Here is a 26,604-nt window from a genome sequence, read left to right on the forward strand (position 1 = left end):
GATCCTACTCCGATGCGCCGCCAATGTCCTTGGCATCGAGGATCCGGTAGGCGTAGCCCTGCTCGGCCAGGAAACGCTGCCGCTTGGCCGCGAAATCCGCATCCAGGGTGTCCCGGGCCACCAGCGTGTAGAAGCGGGCCGAACGCCCATCCGCCTTGGGCCGCAGCAGCCTTCCCAGCCGCTGGGCCTCCTCCTGCCGGGAGCCGAAGGAGCCGGAGACCTGGATGGCCACGGATGCCTCCGGCAGGTCGATGGAGAAGTTGGCGACCTTGGACACCACCAGCGTGGAGACCTCCCCGCGCCGGAAGGCATCGAAGAGCCGCTGGCGTTCCTTGACCTTGGTGTCGCCCTTGATCACCGGGGCATTCAGCCGCTCGGCGATCTCATCCAGCTGGTCGATGTACTGCCCGATCACCAGCAGCTGTTCGCCGGCGTGCTGGGCCACGAGGGCCTCGACGACGGCGGTCTTGGTCTCGCTGGTGGCGCAGAGGCGGTACTTGTCGCCGTCGTCGGCCATGGCATACGCCATCCGCTCATCGCGAGGCAGATCCACCCGGACCTCCACGCAATCCGCCGGGGCGATGTAGCCCTGCGACTCGATGTCCTTCCACGGGGCGTCGTAGCGCTTGGGGCCGATGAGCGAGAAGACCTCGCCCTCGCGGCCGTCCTCGCGCACCAGCGTGGCCGTCAGGCCCAGGCGGCGGCGAGCCTGCAGGTCCGCCGTCATGCGGAACACGGGGGCGGGCAGCAGGTGGACCTCGTCGTAGATGATCAGGCCCCAGTTGTTGGCGTCGAGCAGCTCCAGATGCGGGAACAGGCCGCCGCGCTTGGCCGTGAGCACCTGGTAGGTGGCGATGGTGACGGGCCGGACTTCCTTGACGGCGCCGGAGTATTCGCCGATCTCCCCCTCTGTCAGGGTGGTGCGCTTGAGCAGCTCGTCCTTCCACTGCCGGGCCGAGACGGTGTTGGTGACAAGGATCAGCGTGGTGGTGGAGGAGGTAGCCATGGCCGCCGCCCCAACAAGCGTCTTGCCCGCGCCGCAGGGGAGGACGACGACGCCGGAGCCGCCGGCCCAGAAGTTCTCCACCGCCAGGTGCTGGTAGGGGCGCAGGGTCCAGCCCTCCTCCAGCAGGGCGATGGGGTGCGGGGTGCCATCCACGTAGCCAGCCAGATCCTCCGCCGGCCAGCCGATCTTCAACAGCAGCTGCTTCAGGGCGCCGCGCTGGGAGGAATGCACCACCACCGTCAACGGGTCGATCCGCGGCCCGAGGAGCGGCTCGACCTTCTTGGCCCGGACCACTTCCTCCAGCACGTAGTAGTCGTCCGTGCGCATCACCAGACCGTGGATGGGGTCCTTCTCCAGACGCAGCCGGCCATAGCGGGCCATCGTCTCTTCGACGTCGATCAGCAGCGAGTGCGGAACGGGGAAGCGCGAGTAGGTCAGCAGGGTGTCCAGCACCTTCTCGGCGTCGATCCCGGCGGCCCGGGCGTTCCACAGCCCCAGCGGGGTGAGTCGGTAGCTGTGCATATGCTCCGGCGCCCGCTCCAGCTCGGCGAAGGCGGCAATGGCATGGCGCGCCTCGGTGGCCTGCGGGTGGTCCACCTCCAGCAGGATGGTCTTGTCGCTCTGGACGATCAGCGGTCCGTCAGCCATGCGGGTCCTCCTTCGGGTCGATTGCGGGCTCCAACTCAACATCCATGATGCGGTGGATGGAGAACACGCGCTCGCGTTCGCCCTGTTCGTCATAGGTCCGCACGCGCCCGCCGGAGAGCGAGAGCGGCAGCACGGCCAACTCCTCGGTGTTCCCGGAGCTGTCCACCACGGACATCCGCACCATCCTCCGGCGCCGGATCGCCTGGCCGAGCGTTTCGAGCACGAGGGCCGGGGCGGCCTCGGCGCCGTGCGGCTGCCACGCGGGCCGGCTGCGCAGCAGCGCCAGGGCAGCATCGACAGAGTCGGAATCAGCGCCGTCGGAAGCTTCGGCGTCGGAATCCGTGCCGCCTGGGCCCTGGCCGGAGCCGGGGCGCTCGTAGGGGGCCAGCCCGGGCGGGGGCAGCGCGACGGCGCGGCGCCGCACGGAGAGCACATTGTCCGCCGGGTCCAGCATGGCCGGGGCCAGGCCCGCGGCAGCGAGGGCTGCGGCCAGCACCTGCACGCTGGCCGTGGACACGGCGGCGGTGGGGGCCAGCAGGCGCAGCCCGAGGGCGGCGAAGGCGGGCTGGCCGGGCAGGCCCGCCAGGAGGGACTCGTCCTCGCAGATGACAAAGCTCGACGCCGCACCCACCTTCAGATGTCCGTGCCGTGCGGCGGTGTCGCGGACGAGGTAGTCCAGCGGCTGCGGCACGGGCGTGGCGGAGTGCTTGGAGAGGAAGGCTGCAATGTCGGCGCCCGTCCGTCCCGCGTCGAGGGCGCGCCTGATGGAGGCGGCGCTGAAGCGGAAGATGGTGGCCGGGCCCTGGCCCTCGGCGTCGGCCAGCAGCGCCAGCTCCCCGGCGAGGGCGGGGGAGAGGTAGCCCGGGGCCACGGCCGTGAGGTCGCCCTGCAGAATCACATGTTCCAGGGCCGCTGGCAGGGTCTCGGCGAGCTGGGCCAGGGCCGCCTCCCAGCGCTGCTGGGCGACGGCGGACCCGGGCGGCGTGAGGACGCCGGCGCCCGTGATGCCCAAGAGCTCCGCCTCGGCCAGGAAACCCGGCAGCAGCTTTACGACGCGGCGCACCTGCCGGGGATGGTGCCAGCGGAAGCGTGCCAGCACGGCCGCCGCGTCCAGCACCGGGGCCTTGGCGGGGCCCTGCCCGGAACCTGAGGCTCCGGCCGGGGCTGCGGCGCCGGCGGCGCCAAGCTCCGCCATGGCGGCCAGGACGCGGCGGCGCAGGGCCGGCGCCTCGGGCCGCTGGGCCTCTGCGGCGAGGGCGTTGATGCCGGTCCCGGCGGAGGCCAGCGAACTGGCGGCGCCCACCAGGGCGGGGACGCGGTCGGAGGCCAGCCACGCGCTGGCCAGCCAGAGCCACTGCTCCGGCCGCGGACGGGACAACCAGCCATCGGCACGGGCCACCCAGCGGGAGGTGTCGACGTCCAGCACCACCAAGGAGGCCATGGCGGCCAGTTCCAGATGGAAGGCGGCCGACGCGCTGTCCACCCGCAGGGCAGAGGCGAGCCGCCGGACCTCGCGCACGCCCACGCCGCCGGTGCGCAGCGTCGCCACCGGGGCGGCGGAGACCGCGGCGACGAGGTCCGCTGTGGTCCGCAGCAGCTCCGCGATGGCCGAGACGGAGGCGTTGTTCCGGACCGCCACCGAGGCCTGCTTGAGCTCGACGGCGGGCGGCTCGGGGGAGAAATCGGCCACCAGCCAGCCGCCGCGCACCAGAGCGGAGACCTCGGCCGGAAGTTCCACATGCTCGTCATCGATCGGAACCAACAGACCGCGGGACACCAGCCAGCCCAGGGCGGTGCCGCCGTCGTCGTCCAGATTGGCGTGCAGCAGCGCCCCGCCGCGCGCACTGGGCGGGACGGAGCCGATGGGTCCGGTGGCGAAGCGGGAGAGCAGGGCGGCCGCTGCCTCGGGGGCGCCCAGCAGCAAGTGGTCGAGGTTGGCGAACTGCTCCACCCAACCCGCCAGTGCGGCGGCGGCCTCCAGCGGTGTGGCGGCGGGCGCGATCTGGGCGCCGTGGCTGCGCAGATCGGCGGCGACGGCCACCAGATGCGGGCCCCAGACCGCGCTGCCTGCCTGGGCGAAGGCGCGGTAGCTGCGGCCCAGCCCGGCCGGATGGGCGCCGATGACGTCCTTGAGGCTGGACACCGGCAGGTACTGCGGCAGCACGCTCGGGTCGGAGTCTTCGGGCCAGGGGTGGATGAGCGCCCGCTCGGCCAGTTCGGCCAGGATTGATTGGACGCCCGCCACGGTCCCGCCCCTGAGATAGCCCGCCAGATCGGCGGCGCCGGCGGCAATTCCGGCGTCGACGTCGGTGTCCAGGTGGAGGGTTTCCAGCACCTGCAGCTGCGGCGCGGTGAGCGAGTCCAGGGCACGGGACATGCTGGCCCGGCTGGTGGCGCGGGCGGCCAGAGCTGCAAAGCCCACCGCGGGAGGCTCGGCCAGATCAGGGCGCACCAGCAGCAGGGAGCGCAGGGAGGCGTCGCTGCGGCCGGCCAGGGCCTTGGTCAATACCTTGAGGGAGGACACTTGGCTACGCTACCTCCCCGGGCTGGGGATGGCGCGATCGGTTGCCGTTGGAGTCCCGGTGGAGATCTAGAGGCTGCGGCGGCGGGCAATGGCCCGCAACACGCCAATGCCCATCATGACGAAGGCCACCGGCAGCCCAATCATGGCGATCCAGGCCAGCCCCGGCCAGGCGGCGGCACCGGCCCATTTCAACAGCAGCATGGCGGCCAGCGAGCCAACCGAGACGACGGCCAGCACTGTTGCGGCCACGGTGAAAATGGCCCAGCCGCGGGCGTTTTCCCGTGCGGCGGCAGCGGATCCGGAGGAGGAATGGGCCTGGTGGTGGGCCGGGCGGCCCGTCTCTGTCATGGTCTTAACGCTAACAGCGGACAGTGGCGGGCCAAAGCCGCCGGGGATGGCCCAACAGGCTAATCTAGAGGCAATAGACCAGCATGGTCCATGTTGTTGCGCCCTCTCAAGGAGCATGCACACGCGGGCTGTGATTCCCCAAGAGAGCGAGAAGGTAAGTCAAGTGCCCACCGGCAAAGTGAAGTGGTACGACAACGAAAAGGGCTTCGGCTTCCTGACCACCGACGATGGCAAGGAAGTTTTCCTGCACGCCAATGCGCTGCCCGCCGACGCCGGCGAAATCAAGGTTGGCGCGCGGATGGAATTCGGTGTGGCCGACGGACGCAAGGGCGCCCAGGCCATGGCCGCCCGCATTCTGGACAAGGCCCCCTCGGTGGCCAAGGCCAAGCGCATGCCCGCCAGGGATCTGGCCCCGATCGTGCAGGATCTGGTCAGCCTGCTGGAACGCTCGGTAGGCTCACTCACCAACGGCAAGTACCCGGAAGGTGACGCCAGCAAGATCGCCGCTGCGTTGCGCAAGGTTGCCGACAACTTCGACGCTTAGTGACGGCCCCCATGAATGCCGCAGAACCCACCTCCACATCCTCCGACAATGCCGACGTGGCCGACGCGCCCGAGGCGCCTGCCGCGAAGGCCGGCGCCGCCAAGCGCGCTGTGAAGCGTCCCGTGGCGCGCCCGGGCGTGCCCGTGTGGCGCACCGGCAAGCCCGACGCCTTCCTGGCCGAGGCCACGGCCACCGCCCGCGAGGCAGTGCGCAGCATTGCCGGGGAGCACCAGATCGGCGCCCACCTGGGCGCCCGCAGCGAGGGTGAACGTGTGGTGACGCATCTCTTTGAGTGCACCATGCCCGGCTACGGCGGCTGGACCTGGTTTGCCGTGCTGACACGGGTGTCCCGATCCAAGACCGCCACGGTGAATGAGGTGGGCCTGCTGCCCACCGAGGCCTCCGTGCTGGCGCCGGACTGGGTGCCGTGGGCCGAGCGGGTGCGTCCGGAGGATGCCGCGGCATTGGCCGAGGCGCAGGCTGCCGACGAGCTGCGTGCAGCGGGTTCACGGGGGGCCACCGAAGAGGCGCCGGCGTCCGAGGACGACGCTGCCGCCGCGGAGGACGAGTCCGGCGGGGAGCCCGATGATGAGGCCGACGACGACGACGCCGGGACCGGGTCCGACGTCGAAGAGTCCGAGTCCGACGACGAAGACTACGACGAAGACGACGAGTCCGAAGAAGACGAGTCAGAAGAAGACGAGTCAGAAGAAGACGAAGAGGACGGTTCCGAGGAAGCGTAGCCTCCCGGCACACCCGTGCTAAAAACATCATCACAACTCTGCATGAACTTCGACACTGCACCAAACACTGTGGGCCCCTCCAATTGGAGGGGCCCACAGTGTTTGGTGCAGTGTGTGCTTCGGAACTTTGGTTAGAGGTTTTCGATCACGTAGTCGATGCAGCGGATCAGCGCCGAGACATCCTCGGGGTCGATCGCCACGAACGTGGCCACGCGCAGCTGGTTGCGGCCCAGCTTGCGGTAGGGCTCCACGTCCACCACGCCGTTGGCGCGCAGCACCTTGGCGACGGCGGCGGCATCCACCGACTCATCGAAGTCGATGGTGACGATCACGTTGGAGCGGTCGGCCGGGTCCACGACGAACGGCGTCGCCACGGGGGATGCCTCGGCCCAGGAGTACAGGCGGCCGGCGGAATCGGCGGTGCGGGCGCTGGCGAAGTCCATGCCGCCGTTGCTGTTCAGCCACTGGACCTGTGAGTTCAGCGACACCAGCGTGGACAGCGCCGGAGTGTTGTAGGTCTGATTCAGCTTCGAGTTGTCGATGGCAGTCTGCAGGTCCAGGAAGTCCGGGATCCAGCGGCCGCTGGCCTTGACGCGGGCGGCGCGCTCGAGGGCGGCGGGGGAGAACAGGCCCAGCCACAGTCCGCCGTCGGAGGCGAAGTTCTTCTGCGGGGCGAAGTAGTACACATCCGCCTGGTCGATGTCCACGTGCAGACCGCCGGCAGCGGAGGTGGCGTCGATGACCACCAGGGAGCCGTCGTCGGCGCCGTCAACGCGCTTGACCGGCGCGGCAACACCCGTGGAGGTCTCGTTCTGCGGCCAGGCGTAGACGTCGACGCCGGCCTCGGCCACGGCGACCGGGCGGGTGCCGGGCGTGGAGGTGATGATCGAGGAGGCGTCCAGGAACGGAGCCTTGTTGGTGGCGGAGGCAAACTTGGAGCCGAACTCGCCAAAGCTCAGGTGCTGGGCCTTTTTCTCCACGAGGCCGAAGGCTGCGACATCCCAGAAGGCAGTGGATCCGCCAACGCCCAGGACAACCTCGTAGCCCTCGGGGGCCTTGAAGAACTCGCTCAGTCCGCTGCGGACTTCGCCCACGAGGTTCTTCACGGGGGCCTGGCGGTGGGAGGTTCCCAGCAGGTTGCGGCCGGCAGCGGCAAGTGCCTCCACCTGCTCGGCGCGGACCTTGGACGGTCCGGCGCCAAACCGTCCGTCTGCGGGCAGCAAATCTGCAGGAATGGTCAAGGCAGTCGATTCGCTCACAAGTGGCTCCAAGGATATTGGCGGTGGGTGGCGGCCCAATGGGCTGTGAATAATTCTGCCGTAGAGAGCCGCGTAGAACTAACTCGTGTCATCGAACGTAGGATGGTGGGGAGTGTGTGCCAGCTGCAGCCTTCCAATAGGCGCGGCATCTGTATCTGCGGCCACCCGTTCCACTTCATACCGCCAGGAGGGTGTTGACAATGACGGACCTGATCGACACAACGGAAATGTACCTTCGGACCATTCTGGAACTCGAAGAGGAAAACATCGTTGCGCTGCGGGCCCGCATTGCCGAGCGCCTGCACCATTCCGGCCCCACCGTGTCCCAGACCGTGGGCCGCATGGAGCGCGACGGCCTGGTGGTCGTCTCCGGCGACAGGCACCTGGAGCTGACGGCCCTGGGCCGCGACAAGGCCACCAAGGTGATGCGCAAGCACCGCCTGGCCGAGCGCCTGCTCTCCGACGTCATCGGTCTGGACTGGGCCTACGTCCACGACGAGGCCTGCCGCTGGGAGCATGTCATGAGCGAGCGCGTTGAGCAGCGGCTCTTCGACCTGCTGGGCCGCCCCGAGGAATCGCCCTATGGCAACCCGATCCCCGGTTTGGAGGATCTTGGCGGTGCCGCTACGGCGTCTTTCACTGACGGCGTAATGAATCTTTTGGACGTCATGGAGAACTACACGCCCGGGGCCAGTGTCACCATTGCCCGCCTGTCCGAGCGGATCCAGGTGGAGCCCGAATTGCTGACCCAGCTGGATGAGGGTGGCATGCGCCCCGGGGCGAAGATCTCCCTGGAGCAGGTGGGGGAGTACATTTCCGTCCGCGTTCCGGGCATTGAGGGCGCCCTGGAGCTGCCGCCGGAAGTTGCCGGGCACGTTTTCGTCTCCGTGGGCTGACCCACTTCGGATATCCGACAACCCACCAGTTGTGCACAATTTAGATCACGAATGGATTACGGAGCGTCCGCTTTCACGTATAGTGGAAGCTAGACGCTGATACCAAAGCGTTACCTTCTCCGGCGCCGAGCCTTGCCTGCGGAGAAAGGTGCAATGACCTTCCAGGCAAGGGCGGAGGAACCACTTTCCGGCAGCAGAACCGTCTGCAGCCTTGGGGTGAAGCCCGTTGATGGCACCAAACCAGCAGTACAGATGTGCCCCTGAGTGGATACCCCTGTGCCTGGTGCGGCTGCCGCTGCGGGCCGAGTTGATGAACCACTCTCTGACTCGAATCCGACAGCTAACTTCGCAGGTGTTCAAGAGAGGCTGCAAACTTGTCCATCGAAAAACAGCACGGCCGCCGCCGCGCCGGCGGTCCTTCCGCCGCTGCGACCTCCGTACTCGAAGCTGCCCCTGCCCTGCAGGTGGCCCTGCCGAGCCGCCGCGACGCCATCCGTGCCGAGCAGCGCACCCGCCACTCCGGCCTGGGCGGCGCCGTCCGCCAGCTTTCGGATCTGGCCACCGCCGCAGGAGCCGGCCAGAAGGTCGGCCTTGCGCTGGCCGTGACCGGCCTTGCCCTGGCCGTCACCGTCCCCAGCACCAGCCCGGCCATGGCCAATGGTGAAGAGTCGCTCGTGCCCATGCAGACCTCTGTGGTCTCCGCCGATGCCTCGGCTTCCGTGTCCTTTGCCCGCCCCTCGGTGGGCAGCGATCTGGATGCAGACGGCAAGCTCCACCAGACTCTGGCCGCCACCGCCGCCAAGGTCACCCCCGAGGCCGCCAAGGGCGTGCTCGCAGCACCCCTCGATACGCTGACGCCCACCTCCGGATTCGGCCAGCGGATCAACCCGCTCACCGGCCAGCTCGGTGAAAACCACACCGGCCAGGACTACGCAGCCACGTGTGGCACCGCCGTCCACGCCGCAGCCGGCGGCACCGTGACCTTCGCAGGCTGGCACCAGTACGGCGGTGGAAACCGCGTTGTGGTGGACCACGGCAACGGACTGTCCACCTCGTACAACCACCTCTCCAGCATTGAGGTCAAGGTTGGCCAGAAGCTCGAGCGCGGCGACCGCCTGGCACTCAGCGGCACCACCGGCGCCTCCACCGGCTGCCACCTGCACTTCGAGGTCATGGTCAACGACAAGACCGTCGACCCCCTCGGCTGGCTCTAGCCCCAAGCCTGGTCCACCGGCCGGGCCCCAGCGGCCCGGCGTCTGACGTTCAGCATCACGCCCAGGTAACGAAGATCACAGGTTTATCAACATCACCGTGACCTTAACGTGACATGGTCCTTTAAATCCTGTACCGTCGTAAGTGCGCCTCCTTCGAATAAAAGGGGGCGCCCGCAAGTGGATTGCCTAGCTCTGCCACTACTTGCGGTCCGTTCGCAACATTCGTCTGGCAGGGGCGGGGGAACCAATTTCGGGCTTCTGAAACTAGAAGTCCTTGGGGTGAAGCCGCGAAGCATTCTTTCGGGAAACCGAGGTGAATGTGGAGCGGCCGGGTGACTCCCATCCGAATCCGACAGCTTACCTCGCAGGCATTGGGAGAGGCTTCAATCGTGTCGTCAAACACTGCCCTTGGGCGCCACCGTGCGCCCTCCACCAGCGTGAATCCGCTGACCGCCATTTCCAAGGCCGTCTCGTCCAATGCCGGTACCTTCGGACGCCAGGCCGCTGTTGTTGCAGCCGCCTCTGGTCTTATCGTCAGCATTGGCCTTCCAGCCCAGGCAGCCGAATCCGGCCGCGTCAGCACCGAATCTTCCTCAGCCGTCCAGGTTGCCGAGACCGTAGTATCGGTCCCCGACACCGCGGCTGTTTCTTTTGCCCGCACCGAGGTCGCCTCTGAGCCGGCCCCCGTGAAGGTTGCGGCCCCCGTTGCCGTCCAGTCCAACGCCGTCGAGGCTACTGCGACCGCTGCAGCCCCCAAGGCCGCCGCCGCTGCTCCGGCACTCGCCGTCAGCGCCGGCCAGTCCGGTGTTGCAGCAGCCGCCTACGCCGGCATCGGCAGCCCCTACGTCTGGGGCGGCACGTCCCCCTCCGGCTGGGACTGCTCCGGCTTCGTCCAGTGGGCCTACGCCCAGGCTGGCATCTCCATCCCGCGCACCAACCAGTGGAGCGTCATGGTCCAGACCGCCAACCCGCAGCCGGGTGACCTGGTGGTCCAGAACGGTGGCGTCCACGTAGGCATCTACGTTGGCAACGGCATGGTCATCAGCGCCTTGAACCCGAGCCAGGGCACCCTGCTCCTGCCGGCCTCCGCCACCGGAACCAGCGTTTTCTACACCATGGGCTAACCACCCCCGCTTCGTGCGGGCCGGCGGCCCGCTCAAATCCTCCGCCGAGCCCCGAAACACCAAAAAGCTGAATCCCCACCAGCTTGAGGACATCGAAAGAGAGATTTACATGAGCAACCGTGCCCCCATTGCGCGCCACCGCGCCGAGGCCCCCAAGACCAGTTCCATCGCCGTCATCGCCAAGGCCGTCAGCCACAACGCCGGCGGCATGGGCCGCCAGGCCGCCGTCATCGCCGCGGCCTCCGGCCTGGTTCTGACCTCCGGCATTGCCGCCAACGCAGCAGAGCCGACCATCGAGCGCACCGCCGATGCCGCCTCCACCCTGAGCCTGAAGACCGAAGCTGCACAGGCCGTCACCGCGGCCTCGACGGTGAAGATCACCTTCGCCAGCCCCGAGGTCAGCTCCACCCCGGCACCCGAGGCCCCCAAGCCCGTCGTCGAGGTCAAGAGCAACGACGTTGCCGCCGCCCCCGCTGCACAGGCCGGCGTCGCCAAGACCGCCGCAGCCCCCGCTGCACAGGCTCCGGCCCCCGTGGTCGCCAGCGGCGTTGGCGCCACGATCGCCGCCGCTGCCTACGCCCAGCTGGGTGTCTTCCAGGACTGCACCGCCCTGGCGAGCAACGCTCTGGCCGCAGCCGGCATCTACTACCACGGCTGGCCGGCAGGCTACCTGTCCCTGGGCCGCACGGTTTCCGCCGCTGAGGCACAGCCGGGCGACCTCGTCTACTACGCCGATGCAGGCGCCGGCGTACCGCACATCGCCGTTTACGTTGGCAACGGCCAGGCAGTCCACGGCGGCTACAACGGTGGCAACACCGTCGTCGCCAGCGTCAACCTGGGCACCGGCCACACCTTCATCGCGATCGGCCACTAGGTTCGACTGCCCTCTACAGCCCCCACCTCACGGCGGGGGCTGTAGGCGTTTAACGGCCTATATTCGATGAATAGAACGTATTGGGTTCCGGAGGAGATGCTGATGGTGGGTGTGCAGGGAGCCATTGTGCTGGCCGGGGGAAGGTCCTCGCGGCTGGGTGGCGTGTCCAAGGCCGGGTTGGAGTTCGAGGGCGAAACCCTGCTGGCCCGTGCCGTGGCCGTGGCGCGCGGCGCCCTGGCGGATTCTGCGCCGGCGGCGTCCGGTGCGGCGGCCGGCCCAGAACCGGTAGCGGAGCCCGGACGGATTGCCGTCGTCGGCCCCGCAGAGGCGAGTGCTGAACTGCTGCCTGCCGGGCACGGCTGCCGGCTGGTCCGCGAGGAGCCGCCCTTTGCGGGCCCCGCGGCGGCCCTGGACGCGGGGATGCGGGCCCTTGCGTCCACGTCCGGCCGAGTGCTGGTGCTGGCCTGCGACATGCCCGGCGCCGGAACCGCCGTCGTGGCCCTGCTCCGCTGGCTGGAGGAACACCCGGAGTCCACGGGTGCGCTGGCAGTGGACGGCGGCCGCGACCAGCCGCTGGCGGCCATCTACCCTGCCGAGGCCCTGCGCAGCGCCCTCGCCGCCATCGACGCAACGCGGGGACTCCAAAACGCTCCGGTGCATCCGCTGGTTGCTAGGCTGGAGGCGGCCGGCGTGGCCCGTGTGGATGTTCCCGCGGGCAGCACGGCCGACGTTGACACCTGGACCGATGCCGCAGCACTGGGCGTAGGCCCTGGCCGAGGCAATGCGCCCGGCCTTTGAGAATGCCGCACCTGGAGGATCCACATGAAAAGCCAAGAAGAGGTCCTGAGCGACTGGCTGCACACCCTGGTGCAGGCGTTTGAAATCGCCGACGTTGACGTCGACATCGATGCCATCCTTTCGCTCGCCGGAGTGGCTGCGCACAATGTCATCCGCCCCGCCGCCCCGCTGACCACCTTCGTGGCCGGTCTGGCCGCGGGTCTGGCCGCAGGATCGGGCCAGGCCTCCGAAGAGCTGGCCATCACCTCCGCGATCGCCATGGCCCGCCGCCTGGCCGAGGCCGAAGCAGGAGCCCAGAGCTAGTGGGGGAGGGCTCCGGCCGTCAGGACGCGGAGCCGGACGTGCGGCTCCCGCACAGCTGGGACGAGGCGCGGGAAACGGCCTTCGGCTGCGCCCAGCCGCTGCCGCCCCACGCCGTCACCCTCGCCCAGGCCCTGGGCCGCAAGCTCGGCGCCGATGCGGCAGCGGCCCACGACATGCCCCACTACGCCTCCTCCGCCATGGATGGCTGGGCCGTCAGCGGCAGTCCGCCCTGGATCCTGGCCGACGCCGGGACGCGGCTGGCCGCCGGACAGGCCAGCCCGATCGTGACCGGCGGCGCCATTCCGCCCGGCGCCAAGGCCGTGCTGCGCAGCGAATCCGGACTGGTCTCCACCGACGCCGAGGGACTGCCCGTGCTGGTGCTCGGCGGTGGTGCCCGCCCGGGCGAGCCGAAGAACGGCGTGCACATCCGCCCGGCCGCGCAGGAGGCCGCCCTGGATGAGGTGCTGATCAAGGCGGGCACCACGCTGAACCCCGCCCACCTGGCCCTGGCCGCGCTGGGCGGTCTGGACGAGCTCACCGTGCTGGGTGCGCCGGCCGTAAAGCTGGTGTTCACCGGAGACGAGGTGGTGGAATCCGGGATTCCGGCACCGGGGGAGGTGCGGGATGCGTTTTCGCCGCAGCTCGGCGCCGTCGTGGGCCTGCTGGGCGGCATGGTGGTGGGCCAGCAGCGCGCCGGCGATTCGCTGGCTGCCATGCTGGACGCGCTGGAGGATTCCGTGGAGGACCCGGCCGACGTCGTCGTCACCACCGGGGCCACCGGGCACTCGCGCGTCGACTTTCTGCGTGAAGCCATCACCGCCATGGGCGGAAAATTCCTGATCAACAGTATCGCCATGCGCCCGGGCCACCCGACGCTGCTGGCCGAGCTGCCGGACGGCCGCTATGTGGTGGGGCTGCCGGGCAACCCGCTGGCAGCGATGATCGGCCTGCTGACCGTGGGCGCGCCGCTGCTGGCCAAACTGGGCAGCCGCCCGGCCCCGGCAACCATCGAGGTGGCCTGCGGGACGCCGATCAAGGAATACGCCGGCCCCACGCGCCTGATGCCGTACCGGCTGGTCTACGGGCTGGCCTCGCCGACGGCGCACAGCGACTCCGCGATGATGCGCGGGATGGCCGCCGCCGACGGCGTGATGCTGGTGCCGCCGCACGGCGCCAAGATGGGCGAGATGCTCCGCGCCATCCCCCTGCCTTGGAAGTAGCGGCCGCCTTCGCGGTGCCCACCACACCCTGGGCATGGCACCGCCCCGGCACCAACTCAGCGAACGGGCAGTTGCGGCTAGTGTTGCGCCTCCACATTGTCCCCAGGTGCTTGTTCGGTGGAGGGTTCGAGGCGGATGAGGACGGATTTTGAGGTGGGGGTGCCGCTGACGTCGGCGGTGGAATCCAGCGGGACCAGAACGTTGGTCTCGGGGTAGTAGGCGGCGGCGCAGCCCACCGGCGTGGAGTAGGCCACAGTACGGAAGCCGGGTGCGCGCCGTTCGACGCCGTCGTGCCACTCCGTCACCAGGTCCACCAGGGCGCCGTCGGCGATGCCCAGCGAGGCCAGATCGGCAGCGTTCACCAGCACCACGCGGCGGCCGCCGTAGATGCCGCGGTAGCGGTCGTCCTTGCCGTAGATGGTGGTGTTGTACTGGTCGTGGGAGCGCAGGGTCTGCAGCAGCAGCCGGCCCGCCGGGATGGTGGGGTATTCCAGCACATTGCCCGTGAAGACTGCCTTGCCGCTGGGGGTGTCGAAGGTGCGCCCGTCCCGGGGCCCGTGCGGCAGGACGAAGCCTGCGGGCTTGGTGAGCTTCTCCTCGAAGCCGCCAAAGCCGGGCACGACGGCGGCAATGTGCGTCCGCACGGCGGAGTAGTCCGCGGCCAGCGCGTCCCAGTCCGCCACCGGGGCGCCGGGGAGCGGGGCGCCGCCGTCGCCGGTGAACAGCCGCTTGGCCAGCGCACAGACAATCGCCACCTCGCTCATCAGCGACGTCGACGCCGGGGCCAGCCGGCCGCGCGAGGCGTGCACGGCGCTCATCGAATCCTCCACGGTGACCCTCTGGTCGCCGCCGGCCTGGGTGTCCCGCTCGGTGCGGCCCAGCGTGGGCAGGATCAGGGCCTGCCGCCCGGTGATGAGGTGGGAGCGGTTCAGCTTGGTGGAGATCTGCACCGTCAGCGCCAGGTTTTGCAGGGCGGCCTCGGTGACGGAGGTGTCGGGGGTGGCGCGGGCAAAGTTGCCGCCCATGCCCACGAAGACCTTCCCGGCGCCGTCACGCATGGCCGCGATGGCCGCCACCGTGTCGTAGCCGTGGTCGCGCGGGGAGTCGAATTTGAACTCGGCATCGAGGGCGTCGTGGAAGGAAGACGGCATGCGCTCAAAGATGCCCATGGTCCGATCGCCCTGGACATTGGAGTGGCCGCGGACCGGGCAGACGCCGGCGCCGGGCTTGCCGATGTTGCCCTGGAGCAGCAGCAGGTTGACGACGTCCTTGAGCGTGGACACGGAATGCTTGTGCTGGGTCAGGCCCATGGCCCAGCAGACGATGGTGGCCTTGGACTCCAGCAGGCGGCGGCCGGTGGCGTGGATCTGCTCCAGCTCCAGGCCCGTCGCCAGCAGGATCTCGTCCCAGGACACGGCCGCGAGCTGGTCCAGGCAGGCGTGCAGCCCCGTGGTGTGGGCCTCGATGAAGGGCGTGTCCAGCACCCGGCCCTCCCAGGCGCCGCCCGGCCGGCGGTGCTCCTCGAGCAGGAACTTGCCCAGCCCCTGGAACAGCGCCTGGTCCCCGCCGAGGCGGATCTGCAGGAAATCGTCGGTCAGCGCGGTGCCGCCGCCCACCAGGCCGCGCGGCGTCTGCGGGTTCTCAAAGTTCATCAACCCGGCCTCGGGCAGCGGATTGACGGAGACAATGGCGGCGCCGTTCTTCTTCGCCTTCTCCAGCGCGCTGAGCATGCGGGGGTGGTTGGTGCCAGGGTTCTGCCCGGCGATGATGATCAGCTCCGCGTTGTGGATGTCGGCCAGCGAGACGGAGCCCTTGCCGATGCCAATGGTCTCGGTCAGCGCGGAGCCGGAGGATTCGTGGCACATATTGGAGCAGTCCGGCAGATTGTTGGTGCCCAGCCCGCGCACCAGCAGCTGGTAGACGAACGCTGCCTCGTTGGACGTCCGGCCGGAGGTGTAGAAGATGGCCTCGTTGGGATCGGCCAGGCCCTTGAGCTCGCTGGCCAGCAGGTCCAGCGCGAAGTCCCAGGACACGGGCGCGTAGTGCTCGGCGCCGTCGGCCAGGAACATCGGGTCCGTCAGCCGGCCCTGCTGGCCCAGCCAGTAGTCGTCGCGCTCCAGCAGGGACGCTATGGAATGTTCGGCGAAGAACGATGGCGGAACGCGCCGCCGGGTGGCCTCCTCGGCCACCGCCTTGGCTCCGTTTTCACAGAACTCGGCGGCATGGCGTTTTTCCTCCTCGGGCCAGGCGCAGCCGGGGCAGTCGAAGCCGTCCTTCTGGTTGATTTTCAGCAAGGTCTGCGCCGTGCGGACCGGGCCCATCTGCGCCAGGGAAATTTCCATGGCGTGCATGATGCCCGGTATGCCAACGGCCTTGGACTTGATCTTGCCGACGTGCAGCTGCTGCTCGTCGATGTTCTCCTGGGGTGCCTTGGAGGCCATGATGGTATCCCTTCGCCATTGAAGCTTTACGCTGATCCTAGACATCCAGACCACCGGAGGAATCATGGGACGGCTCAGCCGGCGCGTTCGCGCGCTCAAGATCAGGTTTACCGCGCCGGACGCGGAATCGCCAATGCAGGTGCGCACCGTGACGCGCGAGGAGCAGCTTGCGGCGGAGGAACCGCTGGAGATCCGCCTGGGCCACCAGCCATTCAGTGTCACCATGCGCACCCCCGGCGACGACTTCGATCTGGTGGCCGGCTTCTTGCTCTCCGAAGGTGTCATCTGGGAACCCGGGCAGCTCATCTCGGAGCGCTTCTGCGCCGGCGAGGATGAAAACGGCATGCAGACCTTCAACGTGGTGGAGGCCCAGCTGCGCCCCGACGTCGCCCTGCCGGACACCGCCGCGGCCCGCAACGTCTACACCACGAGCTCCTGCGGCATCTGCGGCACCGCCTCGATCGACGCCGTCCGCAAGGCCTCCCGCCACCCGGTGGCCGACGGCGGCACGGCGCCGATGGTGGACGCCGCCCTGCTGGCCTCGCTGCCGGACGAGCTGCGCACGGGCCAGAAGCTCTTCGAGAAGACCGGCGGGGTCCACGCCGCCGGCCTGTACAGCGCCGACGGCCACCTGCTGTACCTGCGCGAGGATGTGGGGCGGCACAATGCCGTGGACAAGGTGCTGGGCGCCGCCCTGCGCGATGGGCGGCTGCCGCTGCACAACACGGTGCTGCAGGTCTCCGGCCGGGCCTCCTTTGAACTGGTGCAGAAGGCGGCCATGGCGGGCGTGCCCGTGCTCGCCGCGGTGAGTGCGCCGTCGTCGTTGGCCGTTGAGCTCGCCGCGGAGTCCGGCGTGACCCTGGTGGGGTTCAGCCGCGGCACCTCAATGAACGTCTACAGCCACCCGGGGCGGATCGGCGGCACCGGGGCCTGAGGCACCTGCCCGGCCGCGCGCCGTCGTTGTTCCAGCGCCACGGCCTCACTAGGGTGGAGCTACGGCGGTGCCATCCCGCTGGAGGCCGACCAAGGAGTGCTCCGTGCATGATGACCGCCGCCTGACCGAATCCCGGTTGGACCGCTTTGTCCGCGACCGTCTGGACCCGGCCATCCACCGCGCCCGGTGGCCGCTGGAGGTCACGGGGTGGGATGTGCCCGGGGAACCCGTGCCGTTCGGCGAGGCCGTGGAGCAGGAGTATGCGCCGGTGGCCGCGGGCGATCCCTGGGGCGCGCCGTGGAGCACCAAATGGCTGCACATCACCGGATCACTGCCCACCGGGTACGACGCCGGTGCCGGCCCCCTGGAGGTGCTGGTGGAGCTGGGCTACACGCCAGAAGCCCCGGGATTCCAGTGCGAGGGTCTGGCCTGGCGGACGGACGGCACCATCGCTAAGGCCGTCTCCCCGCGCAACCGGCAGCTGCCCGTGGAGCTGCTGGGCACCGTCGACGGCGGCCTGGACTTCTATGTGGAGGCCGCGGGCAATCCGGATGTCGCCCAGGGCTTCACCTTCGCGCCCAATCCGCTGGGGGACAGGGCCACGGCCGGCAGCACCCCTGCCTACCGGATGGGACCCATCACCCTGGCCCAGCTGGACACCGAGGTGTGGGAGCTCCGCCAGGACGTCGAAACCCTGCGCGGTCTCATGCACGAGCTGCCCATGGACCAGCCGCGGCGGCACGAGGTGCTGCGCGCGCTGGAGGCCATGATGGATGTGATGGACCCGGACGACGTCGCCGGCACCGCCGCGGACGGGCGCGAAGCATTGGCCGGGGTGCTGGCCAGCCCCGCCCACGCCTCGGCCCATTCGCTGGTGGCCACGGGCCACGCCCACATCGACTCCGCCTGGCTGTGGCCGGTGCGCGAGACCATCCGCAAATGCGCCAGGACCTTCTCCAATGTGCTGGCCCTGATGGATGAGCACCCCGATTTCGTGTTCTCCTGCTCCTCGGCCCAGCAGCTGGCCTGGATCAAGGAGTTCTACCCGGAGCTTTTCGTCCGGATCCAGGCCAAGGCGGCCGCCGGGCAGTTTGTGCCGGTGGGCGGCATGTGGGTGGAATCGGACACCAACATGCCCGGGGGCGAGGCGATGGCCCGGCAATTTGTGGAGGGCAAGAGCTTCTTCCGCCGTGAAATGGGCGTGGACTGCCGCGAAACCTGGCTGCCGGACAGCTTCGGCTACTCCGGTGCGCTGCCGCAGATTGCCGCCGCGGCCGGGATGGAGTGGTTCCTGACGCAGAAGATCTCCTGGAACCAGGTGAACACCATGCCGCACCACACCTTCCTGTGGGAGGGCATCGACGGCACCCGGATCTTCACGCACTTCCCGCCGGTGGACACCTACTGCTCGGACCTGGGCGCCCAGCAGCTGGCCCATGCGCAGCGCAACTACCGCGAACACGGCCGCGGCACCGTCTCCCTGGTGCCGTTCGGCTACGGCGACGGCGGCGGCGGACCCACCCGCGAAATGGTCGCCGCGGCGCACCGTGCGGCGGACCTGGAGGGCTCGCCCACCGTCAGCATCGGCACCTCCGCCCAGTTCTTTGCCCAGGCCCAGCAGGAGTACACGGCGCCGCCCGTGTGGCTGGGGGAGATGTACCTGGAGCTGCACCGCGGCACCTACACCAGCCAGGCGAACACGAAGAAGGGCAACCGGCGCAGCGAGCATCTGCTCCGCGAGGCCGAGCTCTGGGCCGCCACCGCCGCCATCCGCACCGGCGCCGCGTACCCGGCCGCCGAGCTCAAGCGGCTCTGGCAGCTGGTGCTGCTGCAGCAATTCCACGACATTCTGCCCGGCAGCTCCATCGCCTGGGTCTACCAGGATGCCGAACGCAACTACGCCGCCGTCGAGCGCGGACTGGAGGCCATCATCGCCTCCGCAACGAGCGCCCTGGCGGGGAACGGGGGCGTTGATCTGCTGTTCAATGCCGCCCCGCACACCCGGTCGGGCGTGCCCGCGTTGGGCGCTGCGCAGGCGGTCGCCGCCGCGGTGGCCGTCCAGACGCTGGAGCACGAGGGCGGCTTTACCCTCGACAACGGCATCATCCGGGCCGTGGTGGATGCCAACGGGCTGCTGGCCTCGCTGGTGGACTACGCCTCGGGCCGGGAGGCCATCGCGCCCGGTTCGGTGGGGAACCTGCTGGAACTGCACCGGGACACCCCCAACGCCTGGGATGCCTGGGACGTCGACGAGTTCTACCGGCGCAATGTCACCCGCTGCGACACGGCGCTGTCGGTGTCGCTCGAACGTGCCGGCGCCACCGGTGACCAGAGCGCCGTCGTCGTGGTGGAACGCCTGGTGGGCACCTCCCCGGTGGTGCAGCGGATCCGCCTGGCGCCGGGTGCGCCGTCGCTGGAGATCACCACCACAGCGGATTGGCAGGAGAACCAGAAGCTGCTCAAGCTTGGCTTCGGCCTGGATGTGCGCGCAGCCGTCTCCTCCGCGGAGACCCAGTTTGGCCACATCCAGCGCGCCACGCACACCAACACCTCCTGGGAGGCGGCCAAGTTCGAGATCTGCGCGCACCGCTGGATACACGTGGCCGAGCCCGGCTACGGCGTCGCCATCTCCAACGGCGCCACCTATGGACACGACGTCACGCGGACCGTCCGCGGCTCCGATGGCGGCACGACGACGACGGTGCGGCTCTCGCTGCTGCGCGCGCCCAAGTGCCCGGACCCGTTTGCCGACCTGGGGCACCACGAACTGGTTGCGTCCATCCGCCCGGGGGCCGGGATCGCCGGCGCCGTCGAGGAGGGGTACCGCACCAATCTGGCCCCGCGCGTCGTCCGCGGCTCCACCGCCGTCGAGCCTCTGGTGGCGGTGTCCAACCCGGCGCTGGTGATCGAGGCGCTGAAGCTGGCCGAGGACGGCTCCGGCGATGTCATCGTGCGGCTCTACGAATCCCTGGGGGAGCGCTCGGCCGGGCGGATCAGCGCCAACTTCCCGGTCTCCGCCGTCACGGTGGTGGACCTGCTGGAGGACCCGGCGGAGGTGCCTGCCGGCGTCGACCTTGGCCCGGATGCCGCGGATCTGGTCCTGCGGCCGTTCCAGCTGCTGACCCTCAGGTTCGCCCCCTGACCCGCCCAACTGGGTGACACTTATGACACGATCCGGACGTCCAAACGTGCGATAAGTGTCACCCAGTTGGGGTGGGGGCTAGAACTCGTGCAGAAGCCGGCGGACAAACTGCTGGGTCCGCTCCTCCTTGGGCGCGCGCAGCACCTCCTGGGCGGGGCCGCGTTCGACGACGACGCCGCCGTCCATGAAGATGACCTCATCGGCCGTCTGCCGGGCGAAGGCGAGCTCGTGGGTGACCATCACCATCGTCCAGCCCTCGTCGGCGAGCTCCTTGATGACCTCCAGGACATCGCCCACCAGCTCCGGGTCCAGGGCGGAGGTGGGCTCGTCGAAGAGCAGCAGCTGCGGCTTCAGCGCCAGCGCACGGACAATGCCCACGCGCTGCTGCTGACCACCGGAGAGCTCAAAGGGGTAGGCGTCCTTCTTTTCCAGCAGGCCCACGCGGTCCAGCAGCTTCTCCGCCTCGGCGACGACCTGCGCCCGGGGGCGCTTGTGCACCTGGATCGGGCCCTCGGTCACGTTCTGCAGCACCGTCATGTGCGGGAAGAGGTTGTAGTGCTGGAAGACCATGGCGCTGCGGTCGCGCAGCGCGGCAATCGCCTTGGTGCCCACCTTGGCGGCAAAATCGACGGCCAGCGGCGGACGGGTGCTGCCCGCGCTGCCGCCGTCGTCGCCCGCCACGGCAACCGTGCCGGCGTCGGGGATCTCCAGCCCGTTGAGCGAGCGCAGGATGGTGGTTTTGCCCGAGCCGGAGGGGCCGATCAGGGCCACCACGGAGCCGCGCGGCACATCCAGATCGATGCCGCGGAGCACGGTGTTGGTGCCGAAGGACTTCTTCAAACCGCGGACGCTCAGGACCGGCGCCTCGCCATCGGAGCCGGCGGAATCCGTGGAGCCGGCGGTGGGATCAGTGGGCGACATAGCGGTCCAACCTCTTTTCAAGCATGGACTGGACGGTGGAGAGGCCCAGGCAGATCACCCAGTAGATCAGGGCCGCCTCCAGGTAGAGCAGCATGAACTCCTGGCTGAAGGCCGCCACCTGCTGGGCGGCACGGAACAGCTCCGTCACCAGGATCAGCGAGGCCAGCGAGGTGTCCTTGACCAGGGAAATGAAGGTGTTGGACAGCGGCGGCACCGACACCCTTGCCGCCTGCGGCAGGATGATCCGCAGCAGGGTCTGGCCGCGGGACATTCCGATGGTGTGCCCGGCCTCCCACTGGCCGCGCGGGACGGAGAGGATGGCGGCGCGGATGATCTCCGCCGCATAGCCGCCGACATTCAGCGAGAAGGCGATGACGGCGCTCGGCCACGGATCCAGCTTGATCCCCAGCGAGGGGAGTCCGTAGAAGATGACAAAGAGCTGCACCAGCAGCGGGGTGCCGCGGATGATGGACACGTAGACGCGCGCGATGGCGGCGAGGATGCTGTTGCCGCTGATGCGCATCAGCGCGATCAGCAGGGCAATCAGCAGGCCCAGAGCAAAGGAGATCAATGTCAGGGGAATGGTTCCCCGGACAGCCTCCAGCAGCATCGGGCCCAGAGACCGAAGAGCCAGATCAAGATTCATGGTTCACCCTAACCCCGATTCCCGGGGCCCGTTGGGACGTGCGGGACAGGGGCTACTTGCTGACGTCGGCGCCGAAGTACTTCTCGGAAATGGCCGTCAACGTGCCGTCCGCCGCCAGCTCGGCCAGGGCGGTGTCCACAGAGGCCACCAGCTCGGTGGAGCCCTTGCGGAAGGTGATGGCGCTCTTGGAGGTGTCGGTGGTGGTGGCGGCGACCTTCAGGCCCGAGTTCGGGGTGTTCTTGTTGTAGTCCAGCCAGGTCAGCTTGTCATTGACGATGGCATCCACACGGTCCTGCTGCACCAGGGCCACGCCCTGGGCCCAGCCCTCCACGGCCTGCACATTGGCGCCGCTCTGGGTGGCCAGCGTGTACCAGTTGCTGGTCAGCGACTGGGCGGTGGTCTTGCCCTTGAGGTCCTCGAAGGATTTGATGGAATCGTTGGAATCCTTCACCACGATCACGCCGGAGGAGATGGTGTACGGGGTGGAGAAATCGTATTTGGCGGTGCGCTCGTCATTGATGGTGACCTGGTTGGCGATGGCGTCGAAGCGCTTGGCCTCCAGGCCGGCAAAGATGCCGTCCCATTGGGTCTCCTGGAAAACGGCCTTGACGCCCAGCTTGCCGGCCACGGCCTGGGCAACTTCGACGTCGTAGCCGGTCAGTGCGCCGGCGCCGCCCTCGTGGAAGCTGAACGGCTTGTAGGTGCCCTCGGTGGCGAAGACGATCTCGCCCTTGCTCTTCACATCCGCCAGCGAGGTGTCCCCGCCCGACGCCGTCGACCCCGTTCCGCCGGAGCAGGCTGCCAGTGCGATAGAGGTGGCGGCCAGCAGGCCAATGATTCCAAAGCGGCGGCGGTTCATGGGGATTCCTTTGATCGAGAACTCAGCGGCGCCGGATCGCGGCGGCCGCATTGGGAGCGAGACTACCAGCCACAACGCCGCCGTGTGGCACTTCTATTTCCTCTTGTGACGCAATTGTGAAGGTGGTGATTTGACGCACATGCGGGCGGATGCCTATGCCGCCGGGCCAGGGGTGGGGCGCAGGCGTTTGAGGTAGTGGTCGCGCAGGGCGTGGCGCAGCCGCCGCGGCACCTTGGGATAGACGACGGCGGTGGTGCCCAGGAGCCTGGCGTACCGGCGCTGCTGCGCCGCGGAATACTGCAGGCCGAACTCCCCGCGCAGCTGCGGCGGCAGCAGCCCCGCCGTGACGAGGCGGGCCGTGGGCATCAGGGAACGCAGCCACAGCGGGGCCTTCGCGGGGTACAGGAGGTCCCGGGCCACGGCACGCGCGGCGTCGGTGACCTGAAGCTGCGCCAGCTGCGCGTCCCAATAGCGGGCGAAGGCCGCACGGTCCGCGGGCCACAGACCCGGCGGCATCTGCAGCACCGTGCCCAGAATGGCGTAGTGGGCGTAGAGCCGCTCGGCAACGTCGTCGCTGGGCGCCCCAAACACCTCGGTGTGCAGGGTGGCGGCCGTTTGGTACAGGGTGGCGGCAACCCACAGCTGGAGGTGGGGGTCGTACGCGTTGTAGGCGGGCCCGGCGCCCTCGGCGCCCTCGGCGGAGCGGACCTTCGCATGTGCCCGGTTGACCCGGCGGCGGACCTCCGCCACCTGCTCCTCGGTGCCGTAGACGGCGCCGTAGACATAGGTCATGGTCGCCTGCAGACGGGCGATGGGGTCCGCGGCAAAGGTGCTGTGTTCGGCCACGCCGCGCCCGACGGCGGGGTGGGCCAGCTGGAGCAGAATGGCGCGCGCGCCGCCGGCCAGCAGGATCCCCTCGGCCCCGATGTCCTGAACCTCGCGCGTCATGCCTCCACTGTACCCAGCGCGCCCGCCGCATGGGCGCACTGTCCGGCCCCGCGCGTAGTCTTGAACCCTACGTCCGGCACCCAGCCGGCCCCACGGTCTGGAGGACCACCGACATGAGTATGGAAGGCGCGGCGTGGAGCTCGCTGTGGAGCTCAATGCGCTCCGACAAGAGCAACAACGCCATCTCGAAGGACACGGTGCGGCGCACCATTGCCTTTGCCAAGCCCTACTCGCGCAAGCTGGCCGTCTTTGTGGTCCTCTCCGTGGCCTCGGCCGTGCTGGCGGTCGCCACTCCCGTGCTCGCCGGCCGGGTGGTCGATGCCATCGTGGCCAAGTCCGATGTCCAGATCGTCATCAACCTGGCCCTGCTCATCGCCCTGGTCGCGGTGCTTGAGGCCGGGCTGAGCCTGGTGATCCGCTGGCTGTCCTCCAATCTGGGGGAGGGCGTGATCCTTGACCTGCGCACCGCCGTGTTCGACCATGTCCAGAAGATGCCCATCGCGTTCTTCACCCGCACCCGCACCGGCGCCCTGGTCAGCCGGTTGAATTCGGATGTGATCGGCGCCCAGCAGGCCTTCAGCGGTACCCTGTCCGGCATCGTCTCCAATGTGGTGGCCCTGGCGCTGACCTTGATCGTCATGCTCAACACTTCCTGGCTGGTGACGGTGCTGGCGCTGGTCCTGCTGCCGGTGTTCCTGGTGCCCGCGCGGCGCTTCGGCTCCCGGCTGGCCGGGCTGCGGCGCGAGGCAGCCAACCTGAATGCGGACATGAGCACCCAGATGACGGAGCGCTTCTCCGCCCCCGGCGCCACGCTGGTGAAGCTCTTCGGCCGCCCGGCGGAGGAATCCCGCGAGTTCCGCTCCCGCGCCGCCCGCGTGCGCGACATTGGCGTGAAGACGGCCATCATGCAGTTCGTCTTCTTCACCGCGCTGATGCTGGTGTCCTCGCTGGCCCTGGCCCTCGTCTACGGCCTGGGCGGCTACCTGGCCATCGGCGGACAGCTGGCCCCCGGCGACGTCGTCGTGCTGGCCCTGCTGCTCACGCGCCTCTACGCCCCGCTGACGGCCCTGGCCAATGCGCGCCTGGACATCATGAGCGCGCTCGTCAGCTTCGACAGGGTCTTTGAAATCCTGGACCTGAAGCCGCTCATCCAGGAGGCGCCCGGGGCCCGGGCCCTGCCGGCCGGCGCCGTCGGCATCGAGTTCGACGACGTGCGCTTCGCCTACCCCTCGGCCGACAAGGTCTCCCTCGCCTCCCTGGAGGACGTCGCCGTGCTGGACAACCGGGGCGGCGAGGAGATCCTGCACGGGATCAGCTTCCGGGCCGAGCCGGGGCAGACCATCGCCCTGGTGGGCTCCTCCGGCGCCGGCAAATCCACCATCGCCCAGCTGCTCTCGCGCCTGTACGACGTCGATTCCGGTGCCGTGCGCATCGCCGGGGTGGACGTGCGCGACGTGTCCTTCGATTCGCTGCGGGCCAGCATCGGCATGGTCACCCAGGACGGCCACCTGTTCCACGAAACCATCCGCTCCAACCTGCGCCTGGCCAAGCCGGACGCCACGGATGAGCAGATCTGGGACGTCCTGCACCGGGCCCGGCTTCAGGACTTTGCCCGGGCGCTGCCCGACGGACTGGACACGGTGGTGGGCGAACGCGGCTACCGGCTCTCCGGCGGCGAACGCCAGCGGCTGACCATCGCCCGGCTGCTGCTGGTGCAGCCGGCCGTGGTGATCCTGGACGAGGCAACCGCGGCCCTGGACTCCACCAACGAGGCGGCCGTCCAGGCTGCGCTGGGGGAGGCGCTGGAAGGGCGCACCGCCGTCGTGATCGCCCACCGGCTCTCCACCATCCGCGCGGCGGACGCCATCCTGGTGGTCGAGGGCGGGCGCATTGTGGAACGCGGCACCCACGATGATCTGCTGGCTGCCGGCGGCCGCTATGCGGAGCTGCACCGGACGCAGTTCGCCCAGGCCGTGGCCGCCGTCGTGGAGGCATCCACCGACGACTGACCCGATGGCGGCCAGAGCGTCCCTGGGCCCGGCCTCAGCTGGCGGCGATGACGGACCGGTTGCGGCCCTCCGCCTTGGCCCGGTACAGGGCGGCGTCGGCGCGGCGGATGAGTGAATCGACCGATTCGCGCCCCTGTGACGTGGCCACGATGCCGAAGCTCGCCGTCGGCGGCCTGTCCATCATGGCCAGGCCGGCGGCGGCGGCCAGGGAGCTGTTGATGTCCTCGGCAATGCGCGACGCTGCCATGGCGCCAACACCGGGCAGCAGCAGCATGAATTCCTCCCCGCCGTAGCGGCCAATGAGGTCCGTGGAGCGCACCGACCCGCGGCAGGCATCGGCGAAGGCCCGGATCACCTGGTCGCCGGCGCCGTGGCCGAGGGAATCGTTGATGCTCTTGAAATGGTCAAGATCCGCCATGATGAGCGCGGATGGAGTGCCAGCCTCGACAGCGTGCTGCAGCCGGGGCGGGGCCTGCTTGAGGAATTCCGTGCGGGTGAGCAGACCTGTCAGACCGTCGTGGGCGGCCTGGATCTTGAGCATCTTCAGGTGCTGTTGGACACTCAGCGAGGCCATGCTTGACGTCACCACGATGAGCAGCAGCATCGACAGCAGGGTCCCGACCCCGGGTCCGAAAACGTGGACGGCCAGCAGGGCCTGGGGACCCAGCACAGCCTGGACGACGGCGCGGGAGAGGAAGTAGAAGGCACAGGCGGCGGAGGCAATGGCCAGCGGGCGCGAGTGGATCCTGCAATCCTTCCAGACCCGGAACAGCTCGATGGAGCCGAGCCCGATCCCCGCACCGACAAGGGCAACGACGATGACAGATCCCACAGCACTCGGGCTGTCGTTGGTGGCCCACACGCCCAGAACGGCCAGTGCGGGGGCAGGAGCCCAATGCCACCACCTCACGGGCCGGCCCGCCAGCGACCGGGATCCTGCCCAAACGAAGGCCGCACCCAAGACCACGATGACGTTTCCCAGATATCTGGCCCACTCCTGGCCGCCGGCGGCGGCCACCAGCTGCAGCACAGAATTCAGGAAAAAGGCTGCGACGGTTCCACACCACCAGGCACAGTAGGGTGCCGACGTGCGGCGGTAGGTGTCCAGATAGAACAAGACCAGCATGGTGAAGGTGAGGAGGGCAAAGACAATCCTCATCGTGGCAAGGTCCAACATTTCCGCATTCCCCTCAAAGCAGGTTT

22 protein-coding genes and 2 riboswitches are annotated in these 26,604 nt (G+C 69.0%); of the genes, 12 read left to right on the forward strand and 10 right to left on the reverse strand.

The genetic code is table 11. The features are described from left to right. Window positions 1–4 precede the first annotated feature (4 nt). The 3 genes from K254_RS0100110 to K254_RS20890 all read right to left on the reverse strand — a co-directional run bounded on the left by K254_RS0100110 (window position 5) and on the right by K254_RS20890 (window position 4,526). Window positions 5–1,654 (reverse strand): DNA repair helicase XPB, encoded by a 1,650-nt coding sequence (locus tag K254_RS0100110; RefSeq protein WP_026553679.1) that lies wholly within the window; start codon window positions 1,652–1,654, stop codon window positions 5–7. Further along, a complete protein-coding gene (locus K254_RS0100115; protein ID WP_026553680.1) occupies window positions 1,647–4,178 on the reverse strand; it encodes a helicase-associated domain-containing protein in 2,532 nt (843 codons plus the stop codon). The genes K254_RS0100110 and K254_RS0100115 overlap by 8 nt, the downstream gene beginning before the upstream one ends. A 66-nt stretch (window positions 4,179–4,244) precedes the next feature. Then, window positions 4,245–4,526: a hypothetical protein gene (locus K254_RS20890; protein ID WP_035748810.1), complete on the reverse strand. Its 282-nt coding sequence runs from the start codon at window positions 4,524–4,526 to the stop codon at window positions 4,245–4,247. Window positions 4,527–4,689: 163 nt separating this feature from the next. On the opposite strand from K254_RS20890, the gene K254_RS0100125 reads away from it, so the two are divergent. Next, window positions 4,690–5,070, forward strand: coding sequence for a cold-shock protein (locus K254_RS0100125; protein WP_026553681.1), 381 nt, complete (start codon window positions 4,690–4,692; stop codon window positions 5,068–5,070). 11 nt (window positions 5,071–5,081) lie between these two features. Continuing rightward, entirely contained in the window at window positions 5,082–5,813 is a 732-nt protein-coding gene (locus K254_RS20895) for a DUF3027 domain-containing protein (protein WP_051389100.1), read from the forward strand. A gap of 131 nt (window positions 5,814–5,944) precedes the next feature. Here K254_RS20895 and serC read toward each other — a convergent pair whose 3' ends face one another. Next, window positions 5,945–7,072, reverse strand: coding sequence for a phosphoserine transaminase (gene serC, locus K254_RS0100135; protein ID WP_026553682.1), 1,128 nt, complete (start codon window positions 7,070–7,072; stop codon window positions 5,945–5,947). 200 nt (window positions 7,073–7,272) lie between these two features. Between serC and K254_RS0100140 the strand changes: the two genes are divergently transcribed. The 7 genes from K254_RS0100140 (at window position 7,273) to K254_RS20900 (ending at window position 13,501) form a co-directional block, all read left to right on the forward strand. Further along, window positions 7,273–7,968: a metal-dependent transcriptional regulator gene (locus K254_RS0100140; protein WP_026553683.1), complete on the forward strand. Its 696-nt coding sequence runs from the start codon at window positions 7,273–7,275 to the stop codon at window positions 7,966–7,968. Window positions 7,969–8,113: 145 nt separating this feature from the next. Next, window positions 8,114–8,338: riboswitch (cyclic di-AMP (ydaO/yuaA leader) on the forward strand. 4 nt (window positions 8,339–8,342) lie between these two features. After that, the gene (locus K254_RS0100145) at window positions 8,343–9,182 is read left to right on the forward strand and encodes a M23 family metallopeptidase (protein WP_035748811.1); all 840 of its coding nucleotides are present in this window, start codon (window positions 8,343–8,345) and stop codon (window positions 9,180–9,182) included. Window positions 9,183–9,379: 197 nt separating this feature from the next. Continuing rightward, window positions 9,380–9,567: riboswitch (cyclic di-AMP (ydaO/yuaA leader) on the forward strand. A gap of 4 nt (window positions 9,568–9,571) precedes the next feature. Then, window positions 9,572–10,306, forward strand: coding sequence for a C40 family peptidase (locus tag K254_RS0100150; RefSeq protein WP_269208994.1), 735 nt, complete (start codon window positions 9,572–9,574; stop codon window positions 10,304–10,306). A 109-nt stretch (window positions 10,307–10,415) separates the two neighbouring features. Continuing rightward, window positions 10,416–11,180 carry an NlpC/P60 family protein gene (locus K254_RS0100155; RefSeq protein WP_026553686.1) on the forward strand — a complete coding sequence of 255 codons (765 nt, stop codon included), beginning with the start codon at window positions 10,416–10,418 and terminating at the stop codon, window positions 11,178–11,180. Window positions 11,181–11,282: 102 nt separating this feature from the next. Continuing rightward, window positions 11,283–11,978 carry a molybdenum cofactor guanylyltransferase gene (gene mobA / locus K254_RS0100160; protein WP_035749295.1) on the forward strand — a complete coding sequence of 232 codons (696 nt, stop codon included), beginning with the start codon at window positions 11,283–11,285 and terminating at the stop codon, window positions 11,976–11,978. Between the two features lie 24 nt (window positions 11,979–12,002). Next, complete coding sequence (locus K254_RS26045) at window positions 12,003–12,281, forward strand: DUF6457 domain-containing protein (RefSeq protein ID WP_026553688.1); 279 nt, start codon at window positions 12,003–12,005, stop codon at window positions 12,279–12,281. Next, complete coding sequence (locus K254_RS20900) at window positions 12,281–13,501, forward strand: molybdopterin molybdotransferase MoeA (protein ID WP_051388584.1); 1,221 nt, start codon at window positions 12,281–12,283, stop codon at window positions 13,499–13,501. The genes K254_RS26045 and K254_RS20900 overlap by 1 nt, the downstream gene beginning before the upstream one ends. A 77-nt stretch (window positions 13,502–13,578) precedes the next feature. Here the strand turns inward: K254_RS20900 and K254_RS20905 are convergent, their stop codons facing one another. Continuing rightward, window positions 13,579–15,942 carry an FdhF/YdeP family oxidoreductase gene (locus K254_RS20905; RefSeq protein ID WP_035748812.1) on the reverse strand — a complete coding sequence of 788 codons (2,364 nt, stop codon included), beginning with the start codon at window positions 15,940–15,942 and terminating at the stop codon, window positions 13,579–13,581. 64 nt (window positions 15,943–16,006) lie between these two features. Here K254_RS20905 and fdhD point away from each other — a divergent pair, with 64 nt between their 5' ends. Together fdhD and K254_RS0100185 are read left to right on the forward strand one after the other, a co-directional pair. Next, window positions 16,007–16,876 carry a formate dehydrogenase accessory sulfurtransferase FdhD gene (gene fdhD / locus K254_RS0100180; protein WP_026553689.1) on the forward strand — a complete coding sequence of 290 codons (870 nt, stop codon included), beginning with the start codon at window positions 16,007–16,009 and terminating at the stop codon, window positions 16,874–16,876. A gap of 103 nt (window positions 16,877–16,979) precedes the next feature. Then, a complete protein-coding gene (locus tag K254_RS0100185; protein WP_026553690.1) occupies window positions 16,980–20,018 on the forward strand; it encodes an alpha-mannosidase in 3,039 nt (1,012 codons plus the stop codon). 78 nt (window positions 20,019–20,096) lie between these two features. On the opposite strand, the gene K254_RS0100190 is transcribed toward K254_RS0100185, so the two are convergent. The 4 genes from K254_RS0100190 to K254_RS0100210 form a co-directional block, all read right to left on the reverse strand. Further along, the gene (locus K254_RS0100190; RefSeq protein WP_026553691.1) at window positions 20,097–20,939 is read right to left on the reverse strand and encodes an amino acid ABC transporter ATP-binding protein; all 843 of its coding nucleotides are present in this window, start codon (window positions 20,937–20,939) and stop codon (window positions 20,097–20,099) included. Beyond that, complete coding sequence (locus K254_RS0100195; protein ID WP_026553692.1) at window positions 20,926–21,585, reverse strand: amino acid ABC transporter permease; 660 nt, start codon at window positions 21,583–21,585, stop codon at window positions 20,926–20,928. Before K254_RS0100195 ends, K254_RS0100190 begins: the two co-directional genes overlap by 14 nt. Window positions 21,586–21,637: 52 nt before the next feature. Then, entirely contained in the window at window positions 21,638–22,444 is an 807-nt protein-coding gene (locus K254_RS0100200) for an amino acid ABC transporter substrate-binding protein (RefSeq protein ID WP_026553693.1), read from the reverse strand. A 153-nt stretch (window positions 22,445–22,597) separates the two neighbouring features. Continuing rightward, entirely contained in the window at window positions 22,598–23,392 is a 795-nt protein-coding gene (locus K254_RS0100210) for an oxygenase MpaB family protein (RefSeq protein WP_026553694.1), read from the reverse strand. A gap of 113 nt (window positions 23,393–23,505) precedes the next feature. Between K254_RS0100210 and K254_RS0100215 the strand changes: the two genes are divergently transcribed. Continuing rightward, window positions 23,506–25,401, forward strand: a complete 1,896-nt coding sequence (locus K254_RS0100215; RefSeq protein WP_026553695.1) for an ABC transporter ATP-binding protein — start codon at window positions 23,506–23,508, stop codon at window positions 25,399–25,401. Between the two features lie 34 nt (window positions 25,402–25,435). On the opposite strand, the gene K254_RS0100220 is transcribed toward K254_RS0100215, so the two are convergent. Beyond that, complete coding sequence (locus K254_RS0100220; protein ID WP_026553696.1) at window positions 25,436–26,578, reverse strand: GGDEF domain-containing protein; 1,143 nt, start codon at window positions 26,576–26,578, stop codon at window positions 25,436–25,438. Window positions 26,579–26,604 lie beyond the last annotated feature (26 nt).

It is taken from the genome of Arthrobacter sp. 35W (assembly GCF_000482545.1).
GTDB lineage: Bacteria > Actinomycetota > Actinomycetes > Actinomycetales > Micrococcaceae > Specibacter.